The sequence below is a fragment of the Nonomuraea mangrovi genome (assembly GCF_042681425.1).
Lineage (GTDB): Bacteria > Actinomycetota > Actinomycetes > Streptosporangiales > Streptosporangiaceae > Nonomuraea > Nonomuraea mangrovi.
Genome location: NZ_JBHUFV010000054.1, coordinates 1 through 21,113, shown reverse-complemented (window position 1 = coordinate 21,113; position 21,113 = coordinate 1). Strand labels below are relative to the sequence as shown.

General features: G+C 71.6%; 22 protein-coding genes. 8 read left to right on the top strand and 14 right to left on the bottom strand.

The features are described 5' to 3' along the window. The 3 genes from ACFSKW_RS36195 to ACFSKW_RS36185 form a co-directional block, all read right to left on the bottom strand. Complete coding sequence (locus ACFSKW_RS36195; RefSeq protein WP_379577653.1) at positions 1-1,014, bottom strand: GH25 family lysozyme; 1,014 nt, start codon at positions 1,012-1,014, stop codon at positions 1-3. Positions 1,015-1,180: 166 nt separating this feature from the next. Beyond that, entirely contained in the window at positions 1,181-1,843 is a 663-nt protein-coding gene (locus ACFSKW_RS36190; protein ID WP_379577651.1) for a response regulator, read from the bottom strand. After that, the gene (locus tag ACFSKW_RS36185) at positions 1,840-3,048 is read right to left on the bottom strand and encodes a sensor histidine kinase (RefSeq protein WP_379577649.1); all 1,209 of its coding nucleotides are present in this window, start codon (positions 3,046-3,048) and stop codon (positions 1,840-1,842) included. Before ACFSKW_RS36185 ends, ACFSKW_RS36190 begins: the two co-directional genes overlap by 4 nt. Positions 3,049-3,366: 318 nt before the next feature. Here ACFSKW_RS36185 and ACFSKW_RS36180 point away from each other — a divergent pair, with 318 nt between their 5' ends. Beyond that, positions 3,367-4,905: an alpha/beta hydrolase gene (locus ACFSKW_RS36180; protein ID WP_379577648.1), complete on the top strand. Its 1,539-nt coding sequence runs from the start codon at positions 3,367-3,369 to the stop codon at positions 4,903-4,905. A gap of 35 nt (positions 4,906-4,940) precedes the next feature. Here ACFSKW_RS36180 and ACFSKW_RS36175 read toward each other — a convergent pair whose 3' ends face one another. The 3 genes from ACFSKW_RS36175 to ACFSKW_RS36165 all read right to left on the bottom strand — a co-directional run bounded on the left by ACFSKW_RS36175 (position 4,941) and on the right by ACFSKW_RS36165 (position 6,463). Further along, positions 4,941-5,195 carry a GNAT family N-acetyltransferase gene (locus ACFSKW_RS36175; protein WP_379577647.1) on the bottom strand — a complete coding sequence of 85 codons (255 nt, stop codon included), beginning with the start codon at positions 5,193-5,195 and terminating at the stop codon, positions 4,941-4,943. Next, entirely contained in the window at positions 5,192-5,482 is a 291-nt protein-coding gene (locus ACFSKW_RS36170; protein WP_379577645.1) for a GNAT family N-acetyltransferase, read from the bottom strand. Before ACFSKW_RS36170 ends, ACFSKW_RS36175 begins: the two co-directional genes overlap by 4 nt. 165 nt (positions 5,483-5,647) lie before the next feature. After that, entirely contained in the window at positions 5,648-6,463 is an 816-nt protein-coding gene (locus tag ACFSKW_RS36165; protein WP_379577643.1) for an alpha/beta fold hydrolase, read from the bottom strand. A gap of 264 nt (positions 6,464-6,727) precedes the next feature. On the opposite strand from ACFSKW_RS36165, the gene ACFSKW_RS36160 reads away from it, so the two are divergent. Further along, positions 6,728-8,089, top strand: coding sequence for an SUKH-4 family immunity protein (locus ACFSKW_RS36160; RefSeq protein WP_379577641.1), 1,362 nt, complete (start codon positions 6,728-6,730; stop codon positions 8,087-8,089). Positions 8,090-8,152: 63 nt separating this feature from the next. Here the strand turns inward: ACFSKW_RS36160 and ACFSKW_RS36155 are convergent, their stop codons facing one another. Next, the gene (locus ACFSKW_RS36155) at positions 8,153-9,172 is read right to left on the bottom strand and encodes an FAD-dependent oxidoreductase (protein ID WP_379577640.1); all 1,020 of its coding nucleotides are present in this window, start codon (positions 9,170-9,172) and stop codon (positions 8,153-8,155) included. A gap of 15 nt (positions 9,173-9,187) precedes the next feature. Further along, a complete protein-coding gene (locus ACFSKW_RS36150; RefSeq protein ID WP_379577638.1) occupies positions 9,188-9,652 on the bottom strand; it encodes an SAM-dependent methyltransferase in 465 nt (154 codons plus the stop codon). Between the two features lie 124 nt (positions 9,653-9,776). Here ACFSKW_RS36150 and ACFSKW_RS36145 point away from each other — a divergent pair, with 124 nt between their 5' ends. Beyond that, positions 9,777-12,596, top strand: coding sequence for a helix-turn-helix transcriptional regulator (locus ACFSKW_RS36145; protein ID WP_379577636.1), 2,820 nt, complete (start codon positions 9,777-9,779; stop codon positions 12,594-12,596). Here the strand turns inward: ACFSKW_RS36145 and ACFSKW_RS36140 are convergent. After that, the gene (locus tag ACFSKW_RS36140) at positions 12,593-13,315 is read right to left on the bottom strand and encodes a hypothetical protein (RefSeq protein WP_379577634.1); all 723 of its coding nucleotides are present in this window, start codon (positions 13,313-13,315) and stop codon (positions 12,593-12,595) included. The genes ACFSKW_RS36145 and ACFSKW_RS36140 overlap by 4 nt on opposite strands. A gap of 294 nt (positions 13,316-13,609) precedes the next feature. On the opposite strand from ACFSKW_RS36140, the gene ACFSKW_RS36135 reads away from it, so the two are divergent. Next, on the top strand, positions 13,610-14,266 hold the full coding sequence (locus ACFSKW_RS36135; protein ID WP_379577632.1) for a class I SAM-dependent methyltransferase: 657 nt from the start codon (positions 13,610-13,612) through the stop codon (positions 14,264-14,266). A 10-nt stretch (positions 14,267-14,276) separates the two neighbouring features. Here the strand turns inward: ACFSKW_RS36135 and ACFSKW_RS36130 are convergent, their stop codons facing one another. Further along, complete coding sequence (locus ACFSKW_RS36130) at positions 14,277-15,017, bottom strand: GbsR/MarR family transcriptional regulator (protein ID WP_379577630.1); 741 nt, start codon at positions 15,015-15,017, stop codon at positions 14,277-14,279. A 255-nt stretch (positions 15,018-15,272) separates the two neighbouring features. On the opposite strand from ACFSKW_RS36130, the gene ACFSKW_RS36125 reads away from it, so the two are divergent. Both ACFSKW_RS36125 and ACFSKW_RS36120 read left to right on the top strand, forming a co-directional pair. Continuing rightward, the gene (locus ACFSKW_RS36125) at positions 15,273-16,259 is read left to right on the top strand and encodes a hypothetical protein (protein ID WP_379577628.1); all 987 of its coding nucleotides are present in this window, start codon (positions 15,273-15,275) and stop codon (positions 16,257-16,259) included. Positions 16,260-16,305: 46 nt separating this feature from the next. Further along, positions 16,306-17,481, top strand: a complete 1,176-nt coding sequence (locus ACFSKW_RS36120) for a serine hydrolase domain-containing protein (RefSeq protein ID WP_379577626.1) — start codon at positions 16,306-16,308, stop codon at positions 17,479-17,481. Between the two features lie 97 nt (positions 17,482-17,578). On the opposite strand, the gene ACFSKW_RS36115 is transcribed toward ACFSKW_RS36120, so the two are convergent. Together ACFSKW_RS36115 and ACFSKW_RS36110 are read right to left on the bottom strand one after the other, a co-directional pair. Beyond that, on the bottom strand, positions 17,579-18,040 hold the full coding sequence (locus tag ACFSKW_RS36115) for a VOC family protein (RefSeq protein ID WP_379577624.1): 462 nt from the start codon (positions 18,038-18,040) through the stop codon (positions 17,579-17,581). Further along, entirely contained in the window at positions 18,037-18,624 is a 588-nt protein-coding gene (locus ACFSKW_RS36110; protein ID WP_379577622.1) for a DinB family protein, read from the bottom strand. The genes ACFSKW_RS36115 and ACFSKW_RS36110 overlap by 4 nt, the downstream gene beginning before the upstream one ends. A gap of 62 nt (positions 18,625-18,686) precedes the next feature. On the opposite strand from ACFSKW_RS36110, the gene ACFSKW_RS36105 reads away from it, so the two are divergent. After that, a complete protein-coding gene (locus ACFSKW_RS36105) occupies positions 18,687-19,685 on the top strand; it encodes a helix-turn-helix transcriptional regulator (protein WP_379577620.1) in 999 nt (332 codons plus the stop codon). A gap of 187 nt (positions 19,686-19,872) precedes the next feature. On the opposite strand, the gene ACFSKW_RS36100 is transcribed toward ACFSKW_RS36105, so the two are convergent. After that, positions 19,873-20,169 carry a winged helix-turn-helix domain-containing protein gene (locus tag ACFSKW_RS36100; RefSeq protein ID WP_379577618.1) on the bottom strand — a complete coding sequence of 99 codons (297 nt, stop codon included), beginning with the start codon at positions 20,167-20,169 and terminating at the stop codon, positions 19,873-19,875. Next, on the bottom strand, positions 20,169-20,606 hold the full coding sequence (locus ACFSKW_RS36095) for a hypothetical protein (RefSeq protein ID WP_379577616.1): 438 nt from the start codon (positions 20,604-20,606) through the stop codon (positions 20,169-20,171). Before ACFSKW_RS36095 ends, ACFSKW_RS36100 begins: the two co-directional genes overlap by 1 nt. A gap of 60 nt (positions 20,607-20,666) precedes the next feature. Between ACFSKW_RS36095 and ACFSKW_RS36090 the strand changes: the two genes are divergently transcribed. Further along, positions 20,667-20,906 carry a hypothetical protein gene (locus tag ACFSKW_RS36090; RefSeq protein ID WP_379577615.1) on the top strand — a complete coding sequence of 80 codons (240 nt, stop codon included), beginning with the start codon at positions 20,667-20,669 and terminating at the stop codon, positions 20,904-20,906. The last annotated feature ends 207 nt before the right edge of the window (positions 20,907-21,113 follow it).

The window sequence follows — 21,113 nt, the reverse complement described above, 5'->3', positions numbered from 1 at the left end:
CTAACGCGCCGAGAGCGAGAGCTCGACCGATCCGACCGTGACGTTGACTCCGACCGTGCCCCTGGTCTTCGCGGGCTTGGTCGCGATGGTGATCCGCAACGAGTGTCCTGGGTTGACCTTGGGGATGAGGCATCGCACCGCCGTACCGCTGAACGAGCATCCGGGACCCGCCTTGACCACCTTCTGTCCGCCGAACGTGCGGCCCGCGAGCCTGACGTCGGTGACGGGGTGGACACCGGTGTTCTTCAGCGTGATCGTGTAGAGCTTCCTACTCTTGGCGGCACCGGTCACCGTCACCTCGGCAGGCGGGTTGGCCAGCGCCTTGAGCTGTGACTCCGTGCCGTTGAACTCGTTCTGACCGCCGACGATGGGGCCTTTGTCGGCCGACTGCCAGAAGGAGTGCTTCTTCCATCCTGAAGGGAGTTCGCCAGGTTCGGTGCCCCAGCGGGCGAGCCAGAGAGGATTCTTCGCGAACTTGGTGGAATCGCCCGTGCAGGTCTTCCACCAGCTCGTGGTGGTGTAGATGATCGCGTGGCGCCTGGTGCGCTCGCGGTAGCGCCTGGTGAAGTCGCCGATCCAGGTGACCATGTCTTCGGGGGACAGGTCGTAGCAGTTGTTCTTGCCGTTCTTGTCCTTGTACGGGTTGTCCTCGACGTCGAGCACGCCAGGCAGCGTCACGCCGTCCGCGGCCCAGTTGCCGCCGTTGTCGACGAAGAAGTCGGCCTGGGCGGCGCCGTCCGTTTCGTGCGGCTGGGCGAAGTGGTAGGCGCCCCTGAGCAGTCCCGCCGCCGAGGCTCCGCCGAACTGCGCGTCGAACCGCTGGTTGCGGTAGTCGACGCCCTCGCTGGCCTGCACGAACGCGAACTTGGCGCCGCCGTCCCTGGCCTTGTTCCAGTCGATGTCGCCGGTCCAGTTGCTCACGTCGACTCCCTGGACCCCGTCCGCCGCGTGGGCGGTTCCCGGGGATAAGAGCCCGGCCACCGAGATGGCGGCCACCAGCGTCAGGCGTCTCACGCGCGTCCTTCCGGGGGGTGACAGGAGACGATGATCCTCTCGAAACACCACAGATCGCCGCAACCGTTTCCCGATGAGTTCGCCCGACAGGGCGAGCCGCTTCGCCTCGTTGATCGAGCCGCACCCGCGCGAGCCGCACGGGGGATGACGCGGTGCCGGCCGCCGCTCACGGCGGCCGGACGAGCCGGTTCTCGTACGCGTAGACCACAACCTGCACGCGGTCGCGCAGGTCCAGTTTCAGCAGGATCCGGCCCAGATGGGTCTTCACGGTGGCCTCCGCGAGATGCAGGCTCGCGGCGATCTCGGAGTTGGACAGCCCGCGGGCCACCTCGACGAGCACCTCCCGCTCGCGGGGCGTGAGCAGGCGCAGCCGTTCGTCGCTCGCCGGGGTGGTCCCGGTGGGCAGTTGGTGGGCGAAGTTCTCCAGCAGGCGCCGGGTGATGCGAGGGGAGACCACCGCGTCGCCCGCGGCGACGCTCCTGATCGCGGCGAGCAGTTCCTCGGGTCTGGCGTTCTTCAGAAGGAAGCCGGACGCCCCGGCTTTCAGCCCGGCGAAGGCGTACTCGTCGAGGTCGAAGGTGGTCAGGATGAGGACGCGGGTCCGGCCGCCGCCCCTGGTGATCCGTTTGGTGGCCTCGATCCCGTCGGTCCCCGGCATGCGGACGTCCATGAGGACCACGTCAGGACGCAGCCGGCGGGCGAGCCGTACGGCCTCGGCGCCGTCGCCTGCCTCCCCGACCGCCGCCATGTCGGGCTGGGCGTCCAGGACCATCGTGAACGCCATGCGGAGCAGCGGCTCGTCGTCGACGAGCAGGACCCGGATCGTCACCTGGCACCGTCCACCGTCGTGCCGAGGTCGAGGGTGGCCGAGACCCGCCAGCCGCGTCCAGGAAGCGGCCCCGCCTCCAGGGTCGCGCCGTAGGCGGCGGCGCGTTCGCGCATGCCGAGGATGCCGTGGCCGTCGTGTGGATCGGGGCTGTTCGTGGCGCGGCCGTCGTCGGTGACGTCGACGGTGACGCCGCCGGGTGAGCAGCGCACCCGGACCTCGGCCGTGCTGCCGCCGGGTGCGTGTTTGAGGGTGTTGGTCAAGGCTTCCTGCGCCAGGCGGTAGACGGTGAGCTGGGCGGCGGCGGGCACGACCGAGGGATCACCCTCCAGGTCGAGGCGGGTCGGCAGCCCTGCCGCATGCATCTGGCCGGCGAGGGACTCCAGTTGCGCGATGCCGGGCGCCGGCTGCCGCAGCGCTTCGGGCTCGTCGGCCCGAAGGACGCCGAGCGAGCGCCGCATGTCGGTGAGCGCCTGCCGTCCGGTGCCGGAGATCTGGTGCATGGCGGCGGTCGCCCTGTCGGGTGTGCGGGTCTGCGCGAAGACCGCGCCGTCGGCGAGCGCGACCATGACGGACAGGTTGTGGGTGACGATGTCGTGCATCTCGCGGGAGATGCGGGCCCGCTCGTCGGCCACCGCGAGCCTGGCCCGCTGGTCGCGTTCGCGCTCCAGCCGGACCGCGCGGTCCTCCAGCGACGCCAGGTAGGCCCGCCTGATCCGGGTGTTCATGCCGGTGACGGCGACGGCGGCGGCCACGGCCGTCATGAAGACGGTCGAGGGGAGGAAGCTGCCGTAGGGTGCCGCCCAGCGGGCGGCGGCCAGCAGAATGCCGGCTTCGAGTACGGCTCCCGCCAGGAGCGTGTGCCGCCAGGTGGAGCGCGCGGCCACCGTGTACAGCGCCACGAGCAGCGCCACGTCGGTCAGCAGCTGGACGTCGGCCAGCCACTGGACGAACGCCACGGCCGCCACCGCGCAGAACGCCGCCAGCGGCGCCCGCCGCCGCCACATCAGCGGCAGCACCAGGGCGGCGTGGAGGATCAGAGGCCCGGCGGGGCCCCGGTAGACCTGGTTGTTGAGCCCGACGCACGCCAAGAGGAGGACGGCCGCGAGCAGCGCGTCGAAGGCCGCCGACGGGACCCGGCCGCCGAGCCGCAGCAGCGCCCGAACCGGCCGCGCCGCCTGCGCGGAGGCGAAGGCGGCGTACCTCACGAGCCGCCCGGCCCGCGTCGCCCGGCGAGCCGGATCATGGTGCCGGGGTTCATGCCGCCAACCTAGTGGGCCTGCCAGGGAAACCGGCGGACAGAACAGGCGATATCAGCCTGTGGTCGTACACGGGCCGGGCGGGGCATGGAAGAAATCCCTGTTCAGAGGCAGCGTGACGGTCTGTTTCCCGCCTCGCGGGAGGGCCGGGGAAGCCCGACCGGGAGCGGACGCGCCCGGCCGTCCGCGCGCCCTACCTTCGACACGGCTCGTGATCCCACGGGCCGTGATCGAGCAGGACAGATCGAGCAGGACAGGGAGACCGCGATGCGTGGACGAAGGACGGCCGTGGCCGGGACCGTGACAGCGGTCCTGGCATGCGCCGCCGTGATCGGTGTACGGCCGGCGTCGGCCGACGGGATGACCCGGTTCCACCAGCAGGAGATCGCCTGGCACCGCTGCCAGAGCGGTCCCGGCGACACGACCGGCAAGGAACTCGACGACGCGAAGGCCCAGTGCGCCGAGGTCACCGTGCCGCTCGACTACAGCCGTCCGGGCGGGCGGACCATCAAGGTCGCGATGTCCAGGCTGACGGCCACCGACCCCGCCCGCCGTCGCGGGACGTTGCTGTACAACCCCGGAGGTCCCGGCGTCCCCGCGATGTCCCTCACGCTCCTGGTCAAGAAGGCCGCCCCCGCCGTCGCGGCCCGCTACGACCTGATCGGGATGGACCCGCGCTTCGTCGGCCGCAGCACCCCGCTGAACTGCGCGTGGCCCACCATCGCCGTCGGCTCGGCGGGTCCCGACCGGCGCACCTTCGACAGGGGCGTCGCGCTGGCCAGGGACCTGGCGGCCCGGTGCGGCCGCCACAGGGACGCGCTGCCGTACGCCTCCACCCGCAACACCGCCAGGGACATGGACGTGATCAGGGCCGCCCTCGGCGAGCCGAGACTCTCCTACCTCGGCTCCTCGTACGGCACCTACCTGGGCGCGGTCTACCTGCAGTTGTTCCCCCGCCGTGCCGACCGGGTCGTCCTCGACAGCGCCGTGAACACCGACCTGTTCGGCCCCGACCTGACGAGCACGCAGGGCCCTGCCCTGGCCGCCGTCCTGGAGAACTGGGCCGCCTGGACCGCTCGCCACCACCGCCGCTACCGCCTGGGGGACAGCGTCACCGCCGTCCTGGCCGCCGTGAACCGGATCGACCACGCCGTCACCCGCGCCCCGCTGAAGGTCGGCCGCCACCGCGTCGACGCACGCGTCCTGCCGGTGATCCTGTTCGGCGTCACCGCGGGGGACAGTGAGGAGTCGTACGCCGGGTTCGCCGCCGACCTGCGGGTCCTGCACGACGCGGCCCGCGGCCTCACGGTCACCCCCACCCCGACCCTGGACGCGGTCCTGACCGGCCTGTCCTCCCCGGACGCGGACGGATCGGTCAGCGCCCAGACCGCCATCATGTGCGCCGATCGGGCGGCGCCTCGCGACCCGGAGACGTACTACCGCGACATCCAGGCACATCGCGCCGACGAGCCCCTGTTCGGCCCGCTGATCCGCAACATCAGCCCGTGCTCGTTCTGGCCGGCCGTCCCCGCCGAACCTCCCACCGCGGTCCGCAACTCCGTCCCCGTCCTGATGGTCGGCACCACCGGCGACCCGGGAACCCCCTACGAGGGCCAGCTCGTCACGCACCGCGCCCTGACAGGATCCCGGCTGGTCACGTTGCGCGGCGCCTTCCGCCACACCGTGTACGGCGGGCTGTTCGCCCCCAGGAACGCCTGCATCGACACGGCCGTCAACCGCTACCTGATCGAAGGCGTCCTGCCGGCCCGCGACACGACCTGCCCCGACAGCCCCGCGGGAACCTGAGGCGCCGGGCCTGCCGGCGGATCCCGCGGCCGGGGTCAGCGGGCGGGCAGGCTCGGGTGCGGCTCGTAGGACAGTCCGTCGACCATCGTGCTGGTGATCGCCCACCGCTCGTGGTCCCGCCACTCGCCGTCGATGAACAGCAGGCCGGGCGAGTAGCCCTCGTAGCGGAAACCGAGACGCCGGACCAGCTTCAGGGAGGCGTCGTTGCCCGGCTGGATCTGGGCCTCCAGCCGGTGGAGGCGCAACTCCTCGAACGCGTGGCGCAGCACGAGGCCGAGGCCTTCGGTCATGTACCCCTGGCCGGCGGTGGGGCGAAGGCCGCGTAGCCGAGGGAGGCGCCCTGGAGGCGCCCGCGGATGATGCTGTTGATGTTGACCATGCCCGCGATGGCACCGGTCTCGCGCACGCACACCAGCAGGCCCTCGGACGAGCGCGGGTCGTCGAACCGTTCGAGGTAGGCCTTGAACTCCTGCGGTGTGGCGGGCAGGGACATCCACGGATGGTGCAGGTCCACGCTGTCACGGACCCGTTCGAGGAACTCGTCCTGATCGTGGACGGCGATCGGACGCAAGCTCACGCGGGACAACAGGCTCCCCTTTCCTGTCCGTTTTCCTGTCCGTTCCGGACGCCGGGTCAGCCGGAGCCCGGTGGCCCCGGCACCAGATCCACCACCGTATCCCCCACCGCCATCAGCACCGTCATCCCATCCGCCGGCACCGGTCACATACCCGCGGCGTGGTCGTCACGGTGTGCCGAGTTCGGCGAGGAAGGAGAGCAGCAGTCGCGAGGTTTCCGCCGGCCGTTCGAGGGCGATCAGATGGCCGGTGTGAGGCAGCCGTTCCAGGCGGGCCTGGGGGAGCGTCACGGCCAGCCGTTCGGCGATGTCCTGGAAGTCCCGAACATCGTCATTCCCCACCGCCACCAGTGCCGGAACGCTGATCTCGCCGAGCACCTCGACCAGGCCCGGCTTCCCGCTCTCCTCCCACTCGTCGGAGAGGTGCTGGTTGGCCAGGGAAACGCGGAGGGCCTCCCGTACCGACGCGGCATGATCGCGCAGCCGTTCGTCCCACGCGCGCGACGGCCCGCGTACCCACATGTCGAGGTTGATCTGCACGGCGGCGTCGAGGTCGCCGCTCTCCAGCGCGGCCTCCTCGGCCTGGCCATAGCCGCGCATCACCGCGGACCAGTCGTATCCGGGCAGCGGCGGGGCGAGCAGCGCCAGCCCGGCGACCCTGCCGGGATGCGAGGCGGTGAACTCCAGAGCCACCCGGCCGCCGTACGAGGCTCCGACCAGCACGGCGCGCCCGACCTCCAGCGCGTCCATCACGGACAGCAGATCGTCGGTATGCCGGTACGGCGCCGCGGCCGGCGCTGAGGCGCCGTAGCCGCGCAGGTCGTAGTGCACCACTCGGTGGCTCTCCAGCAGGGCGGGCACGACCCCGTCCCACATCGCGCGATCGGTCACGCCCGAGTGGAGCAGCACCACCGTGGTCTCGCCCGCACCGGCCGTCTCGACGACGAGCCGCCCACCGGCGACACCGACGTGGTCGATCGTCATTGTTCTCCTTCGTCTCCGCGCGAACGGCGCGGCATGTGATCATCCATGAATTCCGGGGGGAGTGACCTGTGAGGGTGTTCCGCGGCGCGGCGCCCCGGCCGGTGGTCATGACATCAGCAGTCATGGCCACGCGCAACACGAATATCGGCAGCTAGAGGCTTCCGCTCAAGTCCGTGATCGTTCTTCAGTACGCTTTACGCGAACTTGATCTTCAGGCCCGGCGTCGGACACCGCGGGCCGCCCGCAACGACAAGGTGCCGCATCGTGGTCACACGCGAACAGATGATCAAAGCATTCGGTGACGAGGGCCTGCTGCTGATGGACGGCGAGTGGTGCCGCGAGACAGGGCTCTCCGACGAGGACGCGCGAATCCTCTGCGAGGTCGGGCTGCCGGTACGCGCCGACCTGGCATTCACCACCTCCGTCGCCGACGAGCCGCGGGTGGGTTCACTCGTGGTGTTCCGGACGGGCGGCGGGGACGTCGACGTCCTCACGCTCGGCGGGACGTCGGGGGACACGGGCATGCGCTACTTCCTCGACATCGGGAACGGCGTCGTCGGCCTGCTCTCGTTCGACGACGAGCCACAGGCGGAGAAGGTCAACAGCTCACTGGAGCACTTCGTCGAGTTCCTCTACCGGCTCAGGCTGCGCCAGCAGGAACTGAACGGCGAGTCTCCGGACGTCGCCAAGCCGTACACGGAGAAGCTGTGGCTCTCGTTGAAGGAGCTGGACCCTGACGCCTTCCGCGGCGCCGAATCCTGGTGGTCGATGGTGATGGACACGCTGATGGACCGGGGCTTCATCGCCGAGACCCGCGCGTTCCTCGCGCAGCGCCGTGCCGAGGTCGCCGGCGCGCCGTCCGGGCAGGCCACCGCGCCCGCGTCCGTCCCGTCCCACCGGTCGCACCGCGAGGGCTTCGACCAGGCGCTCAGCCGGTTGGAGGACGAGGGCTGGCAGATCGTCGACGCGGAGCGGTTCGCGTCCGCCACGGAGACCAGCGGCCTGCTCAGCCCGCCCGCGGACCTCGCCGACCATTTCGCTCCGGACGGCGCGCTCGTCAAGGACGTCACGATCGCGTGGAGAGGCGGGCTCCCCTCGAGGATCCAGTCGGTGTTCGCCCGGGAGGCCCTCGTGCTCTCCGTTCCCTGGCAGGCCGACCAGGGCGACGACGACGCGCTGATGGACATGGACGCCGACGAACTGAGCAGGCAGGCGGACGCCGCGATGGACGCGCTGTTCGCCGCGGTCCACGGCCTCAACAAGCCGGAGGAAGGAATCGTGACCTGCCTGGCCACCGACCGGCCCTCCGACCTCTGCCGGATCGTGCGAGCCTTCGACCGGCTGGCGGCGCACGGCTACCTCGCCGAGCCGGACCTGTGGCCGACCTCCTCCGGAGGCTGGCAGCAGGTCCACGACGTGACCAGGGCAGGGGAACCGCCCAAGGCCGTCTTCTGGACCACCCAGGCGCACACGTCGTGCTTCGACGCCAGGGGCGACCTGGTCGACGTCCTCGCGCTGCAGTGGGCCGGCGACAGGGAGCTGATCGCGGAGGTGCTGGCCGACACGGGACTCGTGGTGGAGAAGCCCGGCCACGAGGGCGTCACGTTCCTCCTCCGCCCGGCCTAGCAGGGCGACGGGCAGGGCAGGCGTCTCCCGGTGAGCTCCTGCAGCCGGCCCTGCCCGGCCGTCTCAGTGCCTGTCCGCGGTCGCCGGCTCCGACAGGTTCATCGCCATCGTGCGGTGGACGGCGGGAATCCAGTCCAGAGCCCTCAGCGCCGTGTTGCGCAGGGAGCGGAGCGGGCCGCTGCCCACCGTGGCGATCCTCGTCATCTTGTGCGTGAAGGCCACCACCTCCTCGGCGACCGGGCGGCGCTCGGCCTCGTACTCGTCCAGCACCGTCTCGGGCGCGCCGTCGCGCAGGACGGCGCTGAGCTTGCCCGCCAGGTTCAGCGCGTCCTGGATGCCGGTGTTCATGCCCTGCCCGCCCGCCGGGCTGTGCACGTGGGCCGCGTCCCCTGCCAGGAAGAACCGGCCCGACCGGTAGTGGTCGGCCAGCCGGTGGTGGACGCGGAACCGGGAGCTCCACACGAGGTCGGTGACCGTGGCCGGATGAGCCCGCGGGCCACGACCGTCGAGGAGCGCCTGGATGTCGGGGACGCCTGGGTGCTCGGGAGCCTCCTCGACCGTCGCGACGATCCGGTGGCGGCCGCCAGGCAGCGGGGCGATCACGGTCACCCCCTCCGGGGCGAAGTACAGGGCCACCTCGTCACAGGCTCCCGCCCAGTCGAGCCGGACGTCGGCGAGGACGAACGACTGCGCGTAGGTGTCGCCCGTGAAGGGGATCCCGGCGTGCTCGCGCACCGTGCTGTGCATGCCGTCGGCGCCCACGGCGTAGGAGGCGCGGATCAGCCGGCCGTCCGCCGTCGTGGCGGTGACCCCCGAGGAGTCCTGCTCGACGGCCCTCACCTCGTACGGGCGGTGCACCGTACAGCCGGCGGCCCGCAGCCGGTCCAGCAGCACCCGCTCGGTGACGTCCTGGGGCACCAGCAGCGTGTACGGAAAATCGGTCGGCAACGTGTCGAACGCCACCGTCAGCAGGACCCGGTCGCGGTCCCGGACCGTGAACCGCGGCACGGTGATGCCGCGCGCCACCAGCTCGTCGCTCGCCGAGCCGACGATCAGCACGTCCGTGCGCGCAGGAAGCTCCATCGACATCCCCTCGGCTCAGTAGTAGTTGCGCATCAGTTCGGTCGCCCACGCGGGCTGCACGACCTCGCCCTGCGGGCCGAACTCCGCCATGTACGGCTTGAGGTCGAGGACCGGGCTCCCGTCGATGGCGTCCAGGCCGCGCACGCGCACGTCGAGACCATCCACGGCGAGCAGGCGGCAGCGGGAGACGCCCAGCCGGTTCGGCCGGTTCTTCCCCCGCTGCGCGAAGATGCCCACCAGGGGCCAGTCAGGGTTGCCCCGGGGACGACGGGCCGCCGTCTGGACCGAGGCCGGATCCACGAGGTGGAACTGGAACACCACCTCCAGGTGCGAAAACGCGTCGAGACCCGCGAGCGAGTCCGGCCCGAAGCGTGTCCCGTCCAGGCGGATCAGCGCCTCCTCGGTGTTCCAGTCGTCGTCGAACGCCTCGGTGCGCCCGCCGACGACGGTTCCCACGGGCTCTGCGAATATGTCGCTCACGGGCTTCCTCCTGAGGTCAGGGCGACTGCTCACGACCGTAGCGGCGGGCCTCGGGAGCCGGATAAGTCACGGCGACCGGGCTCCTGCCGGGGATCGGTCACCGCTTAGGTAGGGTCAGGGCATCATGATCGGCCGAGACGCGGAGATCGCCGCCCTGAAGAGGCTGATCGCCGAGTCCCGCGAGGGGCGGGGCCACGCGGTCGTCGTGCACGGCGAGGCAGGGATCGGCAAGTCGGCGCTGCTGGCAGAAGCGGTTCAGGGCGCCGGCGACGACCTGCTGGTGCTGCGGGTCACCGGCGTCGAGGCCGAGGCCGAACTGCCCTTCGCGGCCCTGCACCTGCTGCTGCGGCCGGCTCGGCATCTCGTCGAGGGGCTTCCGGAGGCGCAGCGGCAGGCGCTGCTCGGCGCGTTCGGCGAAGGCAGGACCGGCGCCCAGGACCGCTTCCTCGTGGGGCTCGCGGTACTGACCCTGCTGGCGGACCTCTCCGACGAACGCCCGCTGCTGTGCCTCGTCGACGACGTGCAGTGGCTGGACCGCGCCTCGGTGGACGCGCTGGTGTTCGCGGCCCGCCGGCTGGGGGCCGAGCGCATCACCATGATCTTCGCCGTGCGCGACGACGGCGCGGAGTCGCCCTGCCAAGGCGTCGCCGAGCTGCGGCTCGCCGGCCTCGCCCGGACCGACTGCGAGACGCTGCTCGCCGAGGCGGCCGCCGACCTGGTACCTGACGTGCGCGATCGGGTGATCGAGGAGGCCGAGGGCAATCCGCTGGCGCTCCTGGAGTTCGCGGGGACGCTCACGCCCGAGCAGCGGTCGGGACAGCTCGATCCGCTGCCCCTGCAACCGCCAGGACTCTCCCTGTCCGGGCGGCTGGAGCAGTCGCTGCGGACGGCGATCCGGCGGCTGCCCCGGCGTACACAGGTGCTGCTCCTGATCGCCGCTGCGGAGGGCAGCGGCAGCCTGGAGCTGGTACTGCGGGCGGCGGAGGGCTTCGAGGCCGGGCCGCAGGACCTGGAGCCCGGCGAGCGCGCGCACCGGCTGGAGGACCTGGAGCCCGGCGAGCGCGCCCACCTGGTGGGAGTCGCCGGCGGCCGGCTGCGGTTCCGCCATCCCCTGGTCAAGACCGCGGCCTACCATGAGGCGCCCGTCGCCCAGCGGGTGGCCGCCCATCGCGCGCTGGCCGCCGCCCTCGACGACGACGAGCACGCCGACCGCAGGGCCTGGCACCTGTCGGCCGCGGCCTTGGGGCCGGACGAGGAGATCTCGGCCGTGCTCGCCGCAGCCGGGGAGCGGGCGCGGCGGCGGGGCAGCCACGCCTCGGCTGCCGGTGCCTACGAGCGTGCCGCGCAGCTCACCGTGGACCGGCTGCGGCGGGCGCGGTGGCTGGCCGACGCCGCCGAGGCGGCCATCGGGGCCGGGCAGCTGGCCCGCGCCGGCGCGGCGGCCGACCGGGGCCGGCGCCTGACCGGCGATCCCGCGGTCGTGGCCCGGCTGGCCGCGGTACGCGCCGCGGTCGACGCCGAGCACGCGGGCCCTGCGTCACCCGCGCGCACGCCGGTCGACGCCGAGCATGCGGGCCTTGCGTCACCCGCGCGCACGCTGATCGACGCCGCCGCCGGCATCGCCGCGAACGCGCCGGACGACGCCACGTCCCTGCTCGCGACCGCCGCAGGCGAGGCGTGGTTCGCCGGCGACCACGCCGCGCTGGGGCAGGCCGCGGAGCAGCTCGAATCCCTCAGGCCCGGCCCCCGGCTGGCGCCACTGACGCAGGCGGTACGAGGTATGGAACGGGTCGCCTCGGGCGACCCCGAAGCGGGGCTGCCCCTCCTGCGCGCCGTCATCCCCTCGCTGCGCACGGCCGCGGATCGGGTCGTCGGGACGTACGCCGTGTTCTGCGCTCTGATGACCGGCGACGACGCCGCGGCGTGCGAGCTGGCGGCTGCCCGCGTCCACACCTGCCGCGAGCAGGGACAGATCGGGGCGCTGCCGCACGCGCTGCAACTGCTCACCCAGGCGCAGATCCTGCGCGGCAGGTACGCGGAGGCGGCGCGGTCGGGCGCCGAGGCGTGGCAGATCGCGCACGACACCGGGCAGGCGGGACGGCTGCGGCACCTGCAAGGCGTCCTGGCGCGGCTCGCCGCCCTTCGGGGCGAGGACGAGACGTGCCTGCGGCTGGCCGGGGAGGCGGAGGGCGCGGCCCAGGAGCGGGGCGGCTCGGGATGGGGCGGTTGCGCGCTGACCCTGCTCGATCTCGTACGGGCGCGGCACGAGGCGGTGACCGAGCGGATGGCGCGAGTCCTCGACGGGCCGCTCGGCCACACCGTGATCGTCACCTTCGCCCTTCCCGACCAGGTCGAGGCCTGTGTCCGGACGGGCGAGCCGGAGCGCGCGGCTGAGGCGTTCGCCCGGTTCGAGGCCTGGGCCTCGGCCAGCGGGCAGCCATGGGCGGCCGCGGTCGCCCACCGCTGCCGCGCCCTCCTCGCGCCGCGCGGCGAGGCCGAGCCGCACTACCGGGCGGCGCTGGAGTGGCACGCCAGGGAAGGGCGGCCGTTCGAGCAGGCCAGGACGGAGTTGCTGTACGGCGAATGGCTGCGGCGGGAACGCCGGCGGGCCGACGCGGGAGCGCGGCTGCGCGCCGCGATGCGCCGCTTCGCCGCGCTGGGGGCCGCGCCCTGGGCCGAGCGGGCCCGCACGGAGCTGGCCGCGACGGGCTCCCGCGCCGACCTGCCGGAACTCGGCGCCGAGGTCCGGCCGCTGGACGCGCTGACCCCGCAGGAACTGCAGGTCGTACGGCTGGCGGCGACCGGCGCGACCAACCGGCAGATCGGCGCCCAGCTGTTCCTGAGCCCGCGGACGGTGGGCTTCCACCTGTACAAGGCGTTCCCGAAGCTGGGCATCTCGTCGCGCGCCGAGTTGCCGGGCATCGACCTCGGCCGTCAGGACTAGCGGCCCGCGGGGCCGATCCGCGGTCCCGCCGGAGTGGCCGGATGGGGCTGGAGTCCGGCGCCGTCGTCCTTGACCACCGCTCGCCTTCGCAGTTCCGCGACCAGTGCCAGGGACTCGCGCGCCTGCTCGACCTCGTCCCAGGAGACCGAGCCCGCACCCCGGTTCCACGGACGGTGCACCTCCTCCTCCAGCGAGCGGAGGGAGGCGGCGTGTTCCTCGTACAGGACCGCGAGCATGGACTCGCCGCAGCGCACCGCCTCACCCTCGCGCACCTGCCCGCTGGGGTAGGCCTCCGCCCCGAGGCAGAAGACCGTGGGACGGCCCGCCCTGAGCTCCTCCAGCCGGTAGCACACGATGCGGTCCTCCTCGTGGGCCTGGGCGGCGGGAATCTGCAGGAGCGGCATCAGGTCGGGGTCGCGGGCCACGATGAGCGACTCGGTGTCGGCCATGGAGCCGGGCGTGTCCGCAGGGCCGCCCCGGTCGGGTGGGATGGCCAGTTCCCAGGGCTGGTCGGTGAAGTACGCCAGCAGGTCCAGGGACCACAGCCCGGCGTCGACGACCACGAAGAGCTCCTCGGGAAAGGTGACGCCGTAGCATTCGCGCAGCACCTCGCGCGGGCCGAGCCCTGTCTCGTACAGCGCCCGCGCCAGCCGGGCCATCGACGGGTAGTCCGCGCGTGACGCCTCCATCCGCAGCCGGGCGACAGCCTCGGAGTTCATCGCCGCTCCCCTACGCTCGACGGTGCGTCTCTCGTGACCTTCACGGTGTCCCTCCCCAGAGGCCGTCGAGCCATGCTGATCTCCCAGGCCTCGACTCGCGGCGCGATCCGGCCGTCCGCGGAAGGCGGTGAGGGTCAGCGGGCCGCTCCCGGGCGCGATCCTCGTCGAATGCGTGTCGGACACCCTATGCCGTGGGGTGAGCCGGGCTCGCATACTGAAGGAGAGCTGACGGACACGTGCCGCGAGGGTCGCCGAACTCCGGGACACGAGAGCGGCGTGGCGTGGAGGTATCGGATGAACCACTGGCGTCGGGCCCGCCTCACCGCGATGGTCTACGACTTCGGGATCACGCACGAACCGATCGGCAGGCTCGGCGGCAGGGTGCTGTGGGGCACGGACATGCGGCGCTTCTACCGCGATCTCGACCGTCTCCACAAGGCGGCGGACGGCGAACGGATCCTCGACGTCCCCTGCGGAGGCGGGACCGCCTTCAGGAGGCTGAAGCCCGGGGCCGGTGGCTACGTCGCGCTGGATCTGTCCCCGCTGATGCTGCGCATGGCCAAGGAGCGCGCGCGGCGGCGAGGGCTGCACGGCATCCGCCTCCTCCAGGCGGACGTGACCGGGCTGCCGTTCGGGGATGGCGAGTTCGACCGGTGCCTGAGCTACTTCGGCCTGCACTGCTTCGCCGATCCTGCGACGGCGCTCGCCGAGATGGCACGCGTCCTGCGCCCCGCGGGCCGGCTGCGGGGGAACGCGATCGTGCGGGGCAGCGGCCTGCGCCAGGACACGTGGATCCGGGTCATGCGCCGTATCGGCGCCTTCGCCACCGTGGGTACGACCGGTGACCTGTCACGCTGGCTGGAAGAGGCGGGCTTCGACCGTGTCGAGCTCGACCACGACGGCGCGGTCGCCTACTTCTCGGCCTGCCGTGCCCCGACGGGTCCGGCGTGATCCGACGGATTCACGGTCCCGTCGGATCGGGTGGCGTTCGCCGCGCGGCATGCTCCCGCCGCCATTCCTCGGCCGCCTGGATCATGGCCGTGCCGACGTGCTCGAAGAACTGGCCGATGTCCTGCATCCGGGTGCCTGCGGGTGTGGTCGCGCCGAGGATCTGAGCGCCTCGACGGGTGAAGTCGGCCAGCATGGTGTTCTGGCGGGCGCTGGCCATCCAGCCGCGGAACCAGGCGTCGGCGTCGATGACGTACCGGTCGCGCCGCCGGCGGGGGTCGCGCTCGCGCCTGATGAGCTCCTGCTGTTCGAGTTCGCCGACGGCCTTGGAGATGGAGGCGGGGCTGACCTGGAGGCGCTGGACGAGCTCGGCGGCGGTCAGGCTGCCGCCGTCGGTGACGTACAGGCAGGTCAGCACTCTGGCCGTCATCCGCGGCAGACCCGTGCCGACCAGCATCGTGGTGAACTGTTCCTCCAGCTCGTTCACCGCCTGCGGGTCGCGCCCGTGGTCCGTGGCGGCGGGTGCGGGCGAGGCCTTGACCGGGCTCGCTTTGCGGCGGCGGGCCCGTCCTTGGGTCGCCTGCTGTGCCCGCCCGGCCCGGTAGTCGCCGGGGCCGCCGTTGCGGGCCACCTCCCTGGTGATGGTGGAGATGGGCCTGCCCAGACCGCCGGCGATCTCGGTGTAGGTGAGTCCTGCGGCCAGTCCCTCGGCGATCTTCTGCCGGTCCTGGTGGGTCAGCCTGCCTCCGGGCATCGGTTCTGCCTTCCGTATCGGTCTTGCGGTGCGGCCAGTATTGCGTTCGCCGTCACACCATTGCAAGTCGCCCGTACTTGCTTTTGCGCTCACCTTCATCGTCATTGCAAGAATATGTGGGTTTTCACCTGGGAATATGTGAGCAGTTCGCCTATCTGACATTGACTGATCTGTGAAAGCAAATTAGCTTTTAGGTATTCGCAAACAAGCGAACGGACCTGTTCGCAAACTGGCGAGCTGTGATCGGAGCCCCCTATGTCGTCCTTCCTCACCCCCGTGCGCACCTGGCACCGTCCCCTGGTGGCCTGTGCGCTCCTCATGCTGGCTCTGGTGCTCGCGGCCGGTGTCGGGCTCGTCGTGGACGGCCGGACCCTGCTGGACGAGTCGGTGTGGGTCAAGCCGCTGAAGTTCGGCTTCGCCTTCGCCCTCTACGCCGGCACGCTGGCCTGGCTGCTGACCAAGCTGCGCAAGGGCAGGCGGCTGGGCTGGTGGGTCGGCAGCGTCTTCGCGCTGGCCGCGACCGTCGAGGTCGGCGCCATCACCGCACAGGCGGCGCGCGGCACCTTCAGCCACTTCAACGCCGACCAGACCGATCCGGTCACCGTGGCCCTGGTCCCCATCCTCACCTTCGGCGTGATGATCATCCTCGTCACGCAACTGATCCTGGCGATCGTCCTGCTGATCCAGCGCACCGGCGGGGCCGCGTTGAACCGAGCGATCCGCGCCGGGCTGGGGCTGGCCGTCTTCGGCATGCTCGTGCCGGTCTACTGGCTGGTCGCCGAGATCACCCCCCGCACGGTGACCGACGCCAACGGCCATCAGGTGCCGATGTACCAGGGCCACGGCATCGGCGACCCGGACGGCCACGGCATGCCGCTCACCGGCTGGAGCGTGACCGGCGGCGACTTCCGGGTACCGCACTTCTTCGCTCTGCACGGCATCCAGGTGCTCCTCGTACTCGCCGCGGTACTGGCCGCGCTGGCCGCCAAGCACGCCTGGCTGCGCGCCGAGAAGGTCCGCGCCCGCCTGGTCGGCAGCGCCGCCCTCGGCTACACCGGGCTGGTCGCGGTCGTGACCTGGCAGGCCGTGCGCGGCCAGTCCCTGATCCACCCGGACGCCCGCACCCTCCTCGCCCTGGCCGCGGTGCTGCTGCTCACGGCGGCGACCACCGCAGGGGTGATCGTCAGCGCCAGGCGCGCGAGCGCCGTGCAGGCCCCCCGGCACCACCAGATGACGCACTGACCAGCTCTCTTGACCTTGAAGAACCGACCCCTGAAGGAAGACTGACATGACCGCGTCCTACTCCGCCAAGGCGGGACTGCTCCTCGCCACCGTGATGATCACCGGGGGCGCCGTGGCGGCCCCCGCGGCAGCCACACCCTCCGCTCCCGACCACGCCGAGGTGCAACGCGCTCTTGACAGCGCCGTCGCCGGCGGTGCTCCCGGCATGGTCGCCGAGGTCCGCGACCGCCGCGGCAGATGGTTCGGCTCGGCGGGTGTGTCCGACACCGAAACCGGACAGAAGCGCCGGCCGTACGAGAGGTTCCGGATCGGGAGCGCCACCAAGGCGTTCACCGCCACCGTGATCCTGCGGCTGGCGGCCGAGGACAAGCTGAGCCTCGACGACACGGTGGAGGAGTGGCTGCCCGGTCTGGTGCAGGGCAACGGTTACGACGGCCGCGAGATCACCGTCCGGCAGCTGCTCAACCACACCAGCGGCATCTTCAACTACGGCAACGACCCGGAATTCTTCGCCAAGGGCGTGGGCGCCGCCTGGTTCGAGCACCGCTACGACACCTACACCCCCGAGCAGCTGGTGAGGATCGGCCTGGCCACCCCGCCGCCCTTCAAGCCGGGCGAGGCGTTCCTCTACTCCAACACCAACTACTTCCTGGCCGCCTTGATCGTCGAAAAGGCGACGGGCAGGACTTTCGCCCAGGAACTCACCAGGACCGTCCTGCGCCCCCTCGGCCTGACCGGCACCTCGCTGCCCGGAACCGACCCCAAGATCGACGGCCCTCACCCGGCGCACTACTCCACCCTGTTCTCCGCCGATGCCACGCCCAAGATCTACGACGCGACCGAGATGGACCAGTCCTTCGCCTGGGCGGCGGGCGGCATCATCTCGACCACCGGCGACCTGCAGCGCTTCTTCGGCGCGCTGCTCGGCGGCCGCCTGCTGCCTGCCGACCAGCAGCGCGAGATGTTCACCACCGTCCCGACCACCGGCCCCGTCCCCTGGATCCCTGACACCCGCTACGGCCTGGGCGTCTTCTCCCAGAAGCTGCCCTGCGGCGTCACCGTCTGGGGCAACGCCGGCGCGACCTACGGATCGTGGACCTACGCCATGGGCTCCCGCGACGGCGAGCACCTGCTCACCAGCCAGCTCAACGGCGACTGGAGCGGCCTGAGCGTCTTCACCGACGTGCTGTCGGCCGAGTTCTGCCCGACCGCGTCCCGATAACGCCGCAGGGTTCGGGGGCGGCGCAGGAAGGCGCCGCCCCCGAACCCATGCCCGTCCCTCGAAGACCCGAGGTTTCGGCGACCACGGCCGAGCCGGGTCAGTCCAGGCAGAACTCGTTGCCCTCGGGGTCGGCCATCACGATGAAGCCGGCGCTCATCGGGGGAGCGGGCTCGTGGCGAGCTATCCGCTTCGCTCCCAGCGCGACGAGCCGGTCGCACTCGGCCTCCAGCGCCGCCATCCGCTCCTCTCCCTGCAGTCCGGGAGCCGCACGGACGTCGAGGTGGACGCGGTTCTTGGCGACCTTGTCCTCCGGCACCTGCTGGAAGAACAGCCGCGGGCCGTGCCCGTCAGGGTCCTCGATGGCCGATCTCGTGTTGCGCTGCTCCTCCGGTACGCCGACCCGCGCGAGGAAGTCGTCCCACGCGGCAAGCGGGTCGGCGCCCTCGGGCAGGTCTACTCCGGGCGGGCCGGGGTGGACGTAGCCCAGTACGTCGCGCCAGAAGGACGACAGCGCCCGCGGGTCGTGGGCGTCGAAGGTGATCTGGATGTGGCGGCTCATCGGGTCGCTCGTTTCGTGGCGGGGTCGGTGTGCAGGTAGAGGTCGCGCAGCAGGCAGACCTCGGACAGATGATGGATCAGCTCGCGGTGGATGTGCAGGACCAGATCGGCCATGGACGCCTCGGAATACGGCTCCTTCGCGCCGACCGGGACCCGGAGCCCGGCCTCGCCGAGGTCGCGCACCCCGGCCAGCCAGACGTCGAGCTGGGCATCGAGCTGGTCGAGCGCGGTGGCCGCGCTGCCGGCGTACTCCCAGGTCTCGTACGACGCCGCAGGCGCGCCGAAGTGCGCCGCGTTGCGCGCGGCGAGCACGCCGACGATGACGTGACCGAGTCGCCAGGCGATCGTGGTGAAGGCCGGGGGGACCGGCTCGGTGAAGGCGTAGTCCACCGTGAAGTCCCCGGCACCGGCCTGCACGGGCGCTGTCGAGCTGCCGCGCGGCCGCACGCTCCAGGCGTCCGGCACCGGCGACCAGAAGTACTCGTCATCGGTGAGGCCGTCGAGCCGGGCTCGGAGCTGACGGTCCCAGTGGGACTCCCACTGTTCGCGCAGCGTCCGGTTCCAGTCGAGTTCGTCTGCATCCATGGAGCCACTCTGACACCGCTAGCGGACAGGATCGGTCCGCTATCTATGGCAGGGTGGGCGGCATGGACGGGGCGAGCGGTGAGGAGCGGGGGACGACGGAGCGGGTGCTCACCCTCCTCGGGTTGCTGCAGCAGCGCCAGGTCTGGACCGGCCCCGAACTCGCCGACCGGCTCGGGGTCACGCCGCGCACGGTACGGCGTGACGTGGAGCGGCTGCGCGCGCTCGGCTATCCGGTACATGCCAGCCAGGGTGTCGGCGGCGGCTACCAGCTCGGCCCTGGGCAGGACCTGCCGCCGCTACTTCTCGACGACGAGGAGGCGATCGCCACCGCCGTCTCGCTGCTCGCGGGCGCGGGTGGCGCGGTCGCCGGCGCCGGCGACGCCGCGCTGCGGGCGCTGACCAAGCTCGACCGGGTGCTGCCCACCAGGCTGCGGCACGAGGTGCGCGCGCTCTCCGGCTCGGTGGAGTCCTTCGGCGGAGGCCGCACCCCGGTCGACCCGGAGGTGCTCATGAACCTGGCCAGAGCCTGCCGCGACGAGGTCGAGGCGGGCTTCGACTACCCGTCCGGTGGCGAGGTACGACCGCGACGGGTCGAGCCCTACCGCCTGGTCGCCTCCGACCGGCGCTGGTACCTGCTCGCCTACGACCTCGATCGCGACGACTGGCGCAGCTTCCGCGTCGACCGGATGTCCGACGTGTGCGCACGGACCTGGCGCTTCCGCCCGCGCGCGGCGCCCGACGCGGCGCCGTACGTGCAGGAGGCCGTGGCGAGCCGCGTCTACCCGCACCAGGCGCGCTTCCTCGTGCACGCGCCGGCCGACACGGTGCGCGCGCAGATTCCGGCGTCGGCCGCCGTCGTGCGACGGCGAGGGAGCGAGCGGTGCGAGGTGCTCAGTGGCGCGGTCAGCCTCGACTTCGTGCTCATGCACGTGCTCCTGCTGGGGCACGACTTCGAGGTGCTCGACCCTCCGGAGCTCGCGAACCGCTGTCGCGTGCTGGCGGAGAGACTGCTGTCGGCCGGTGCCACGACCGCTCCGGCGCCGGACACGGAGGAGTCATGAGCCGCGACCGCGGCCTCTCGGGTGAAGGTCGGCGCTTCACGGCGGGTGCCAGGTCATGGTGATGCCGGAGGAGGCCTGCCTGTCCCCGTCCTCGGTGTCGTGCGCATCTCGGCCGACCGGGCCTGGCCGATCAGCCGGCCGGTGAGCACTGCCTGGTGGAAGCGGTTGAGGTCCTCCGGCAGCGAGGTCAGGCACCTGTGATCCTCCGTAGGACGGCTGTGTAGGTGGCGAACGCGGCCCTGCCCTCGTCGGTGAGGGACAGCGACGTGCGGGGCCGTTTTCCCACGAAGCCCTTGGACACCTTCACGTAGCCGGCCTCCTCGAGGATGAGCATGTGCTTGGACAGCAGCGAGTCGCTGACCTCGATCGTCTCCTTGAGGAAACGGAAGTCGGCCCGGTCGGCGGCGGCGAGCGCCGCCATGATCGACAGGCGGACGGGGGCGTGGATGATCTCGTCGAGTTCGTGCCGTGGATGTGCGCTCATCACGCCCTCGTCAGCCGTCGGGCGGCGTAGAGCATCGGCAGCCCGCTGGCCACGCAGAGCGCGACGCCGGCCACCGTCCACGATGAGGGGAGAGGCGCGGGCCCGTAGAGGAAGAACAGCGCCGCGGGGAGAAGGAACAGGACGAGGTCGCCGCCTGCCACCCAGTACGCGATCTGGGTGAGGCGCCGGCCCGTGACGCCGATGCGCAGCATGAGGCCGCACAGCACCAGGGTGAGCAGCATCCAGGCGAGCGTGGCCGGAGTGCGGAACGTGGGGGCGAACAGCATCCCGGCCCAGTACAGCGGTGCGCCGATGCCGCTCGCGAGGCAGATCGCGCCGAAACGGCGCTCGGCGGCGCGCACGCGGCCCTCGACGCGCTGGATCTCCTGCAGTGCCTGAGCCGGTGAAGGGGCGTTCATCATTCCTCCCTTGATCATGTACTCGCCAAGCTAGCATGTACTCAACTATCGTTCAAGTAGATGCTTTGCGGTTGAGAAGTGCGCGACCACAAGGTGGAGCCGCTGCTGTGGGACACCTGGGGGACGGGAAGGGGCGCCGACGGCGAGGTGACAGACGCGATCCGCGACCTGTACGACCACGCCTTCCTGGTGGCATGTGACGACGTCCCCTTCGACGCGGCGCGGAAGCTGTTCGCGGAGAACGAGGGGCTGCGGCCCTCGAAGAGGGTGCTGTCGCTGGCGCCGTTCAACGGCCCGCGCGAAGTCGCACTCCGCTGACAGTGCCCGTGCCCGGTCGCGGTTCCAGGGTGGCCGTCTGGCCACGGGAGGCCGCGGGATCCAGACCTTGCCGGCCCGGTCGGTCTCCATCTCAGCGTTCGCCTCGGCGACCAAAGAAGCTCACCGATTTTCTCTGCTCCTGGCTTGACCTTGCCCCAGGGGCAAGCTTCGACGATGGCTTCATGACCAACAACGCGCTGCACACCG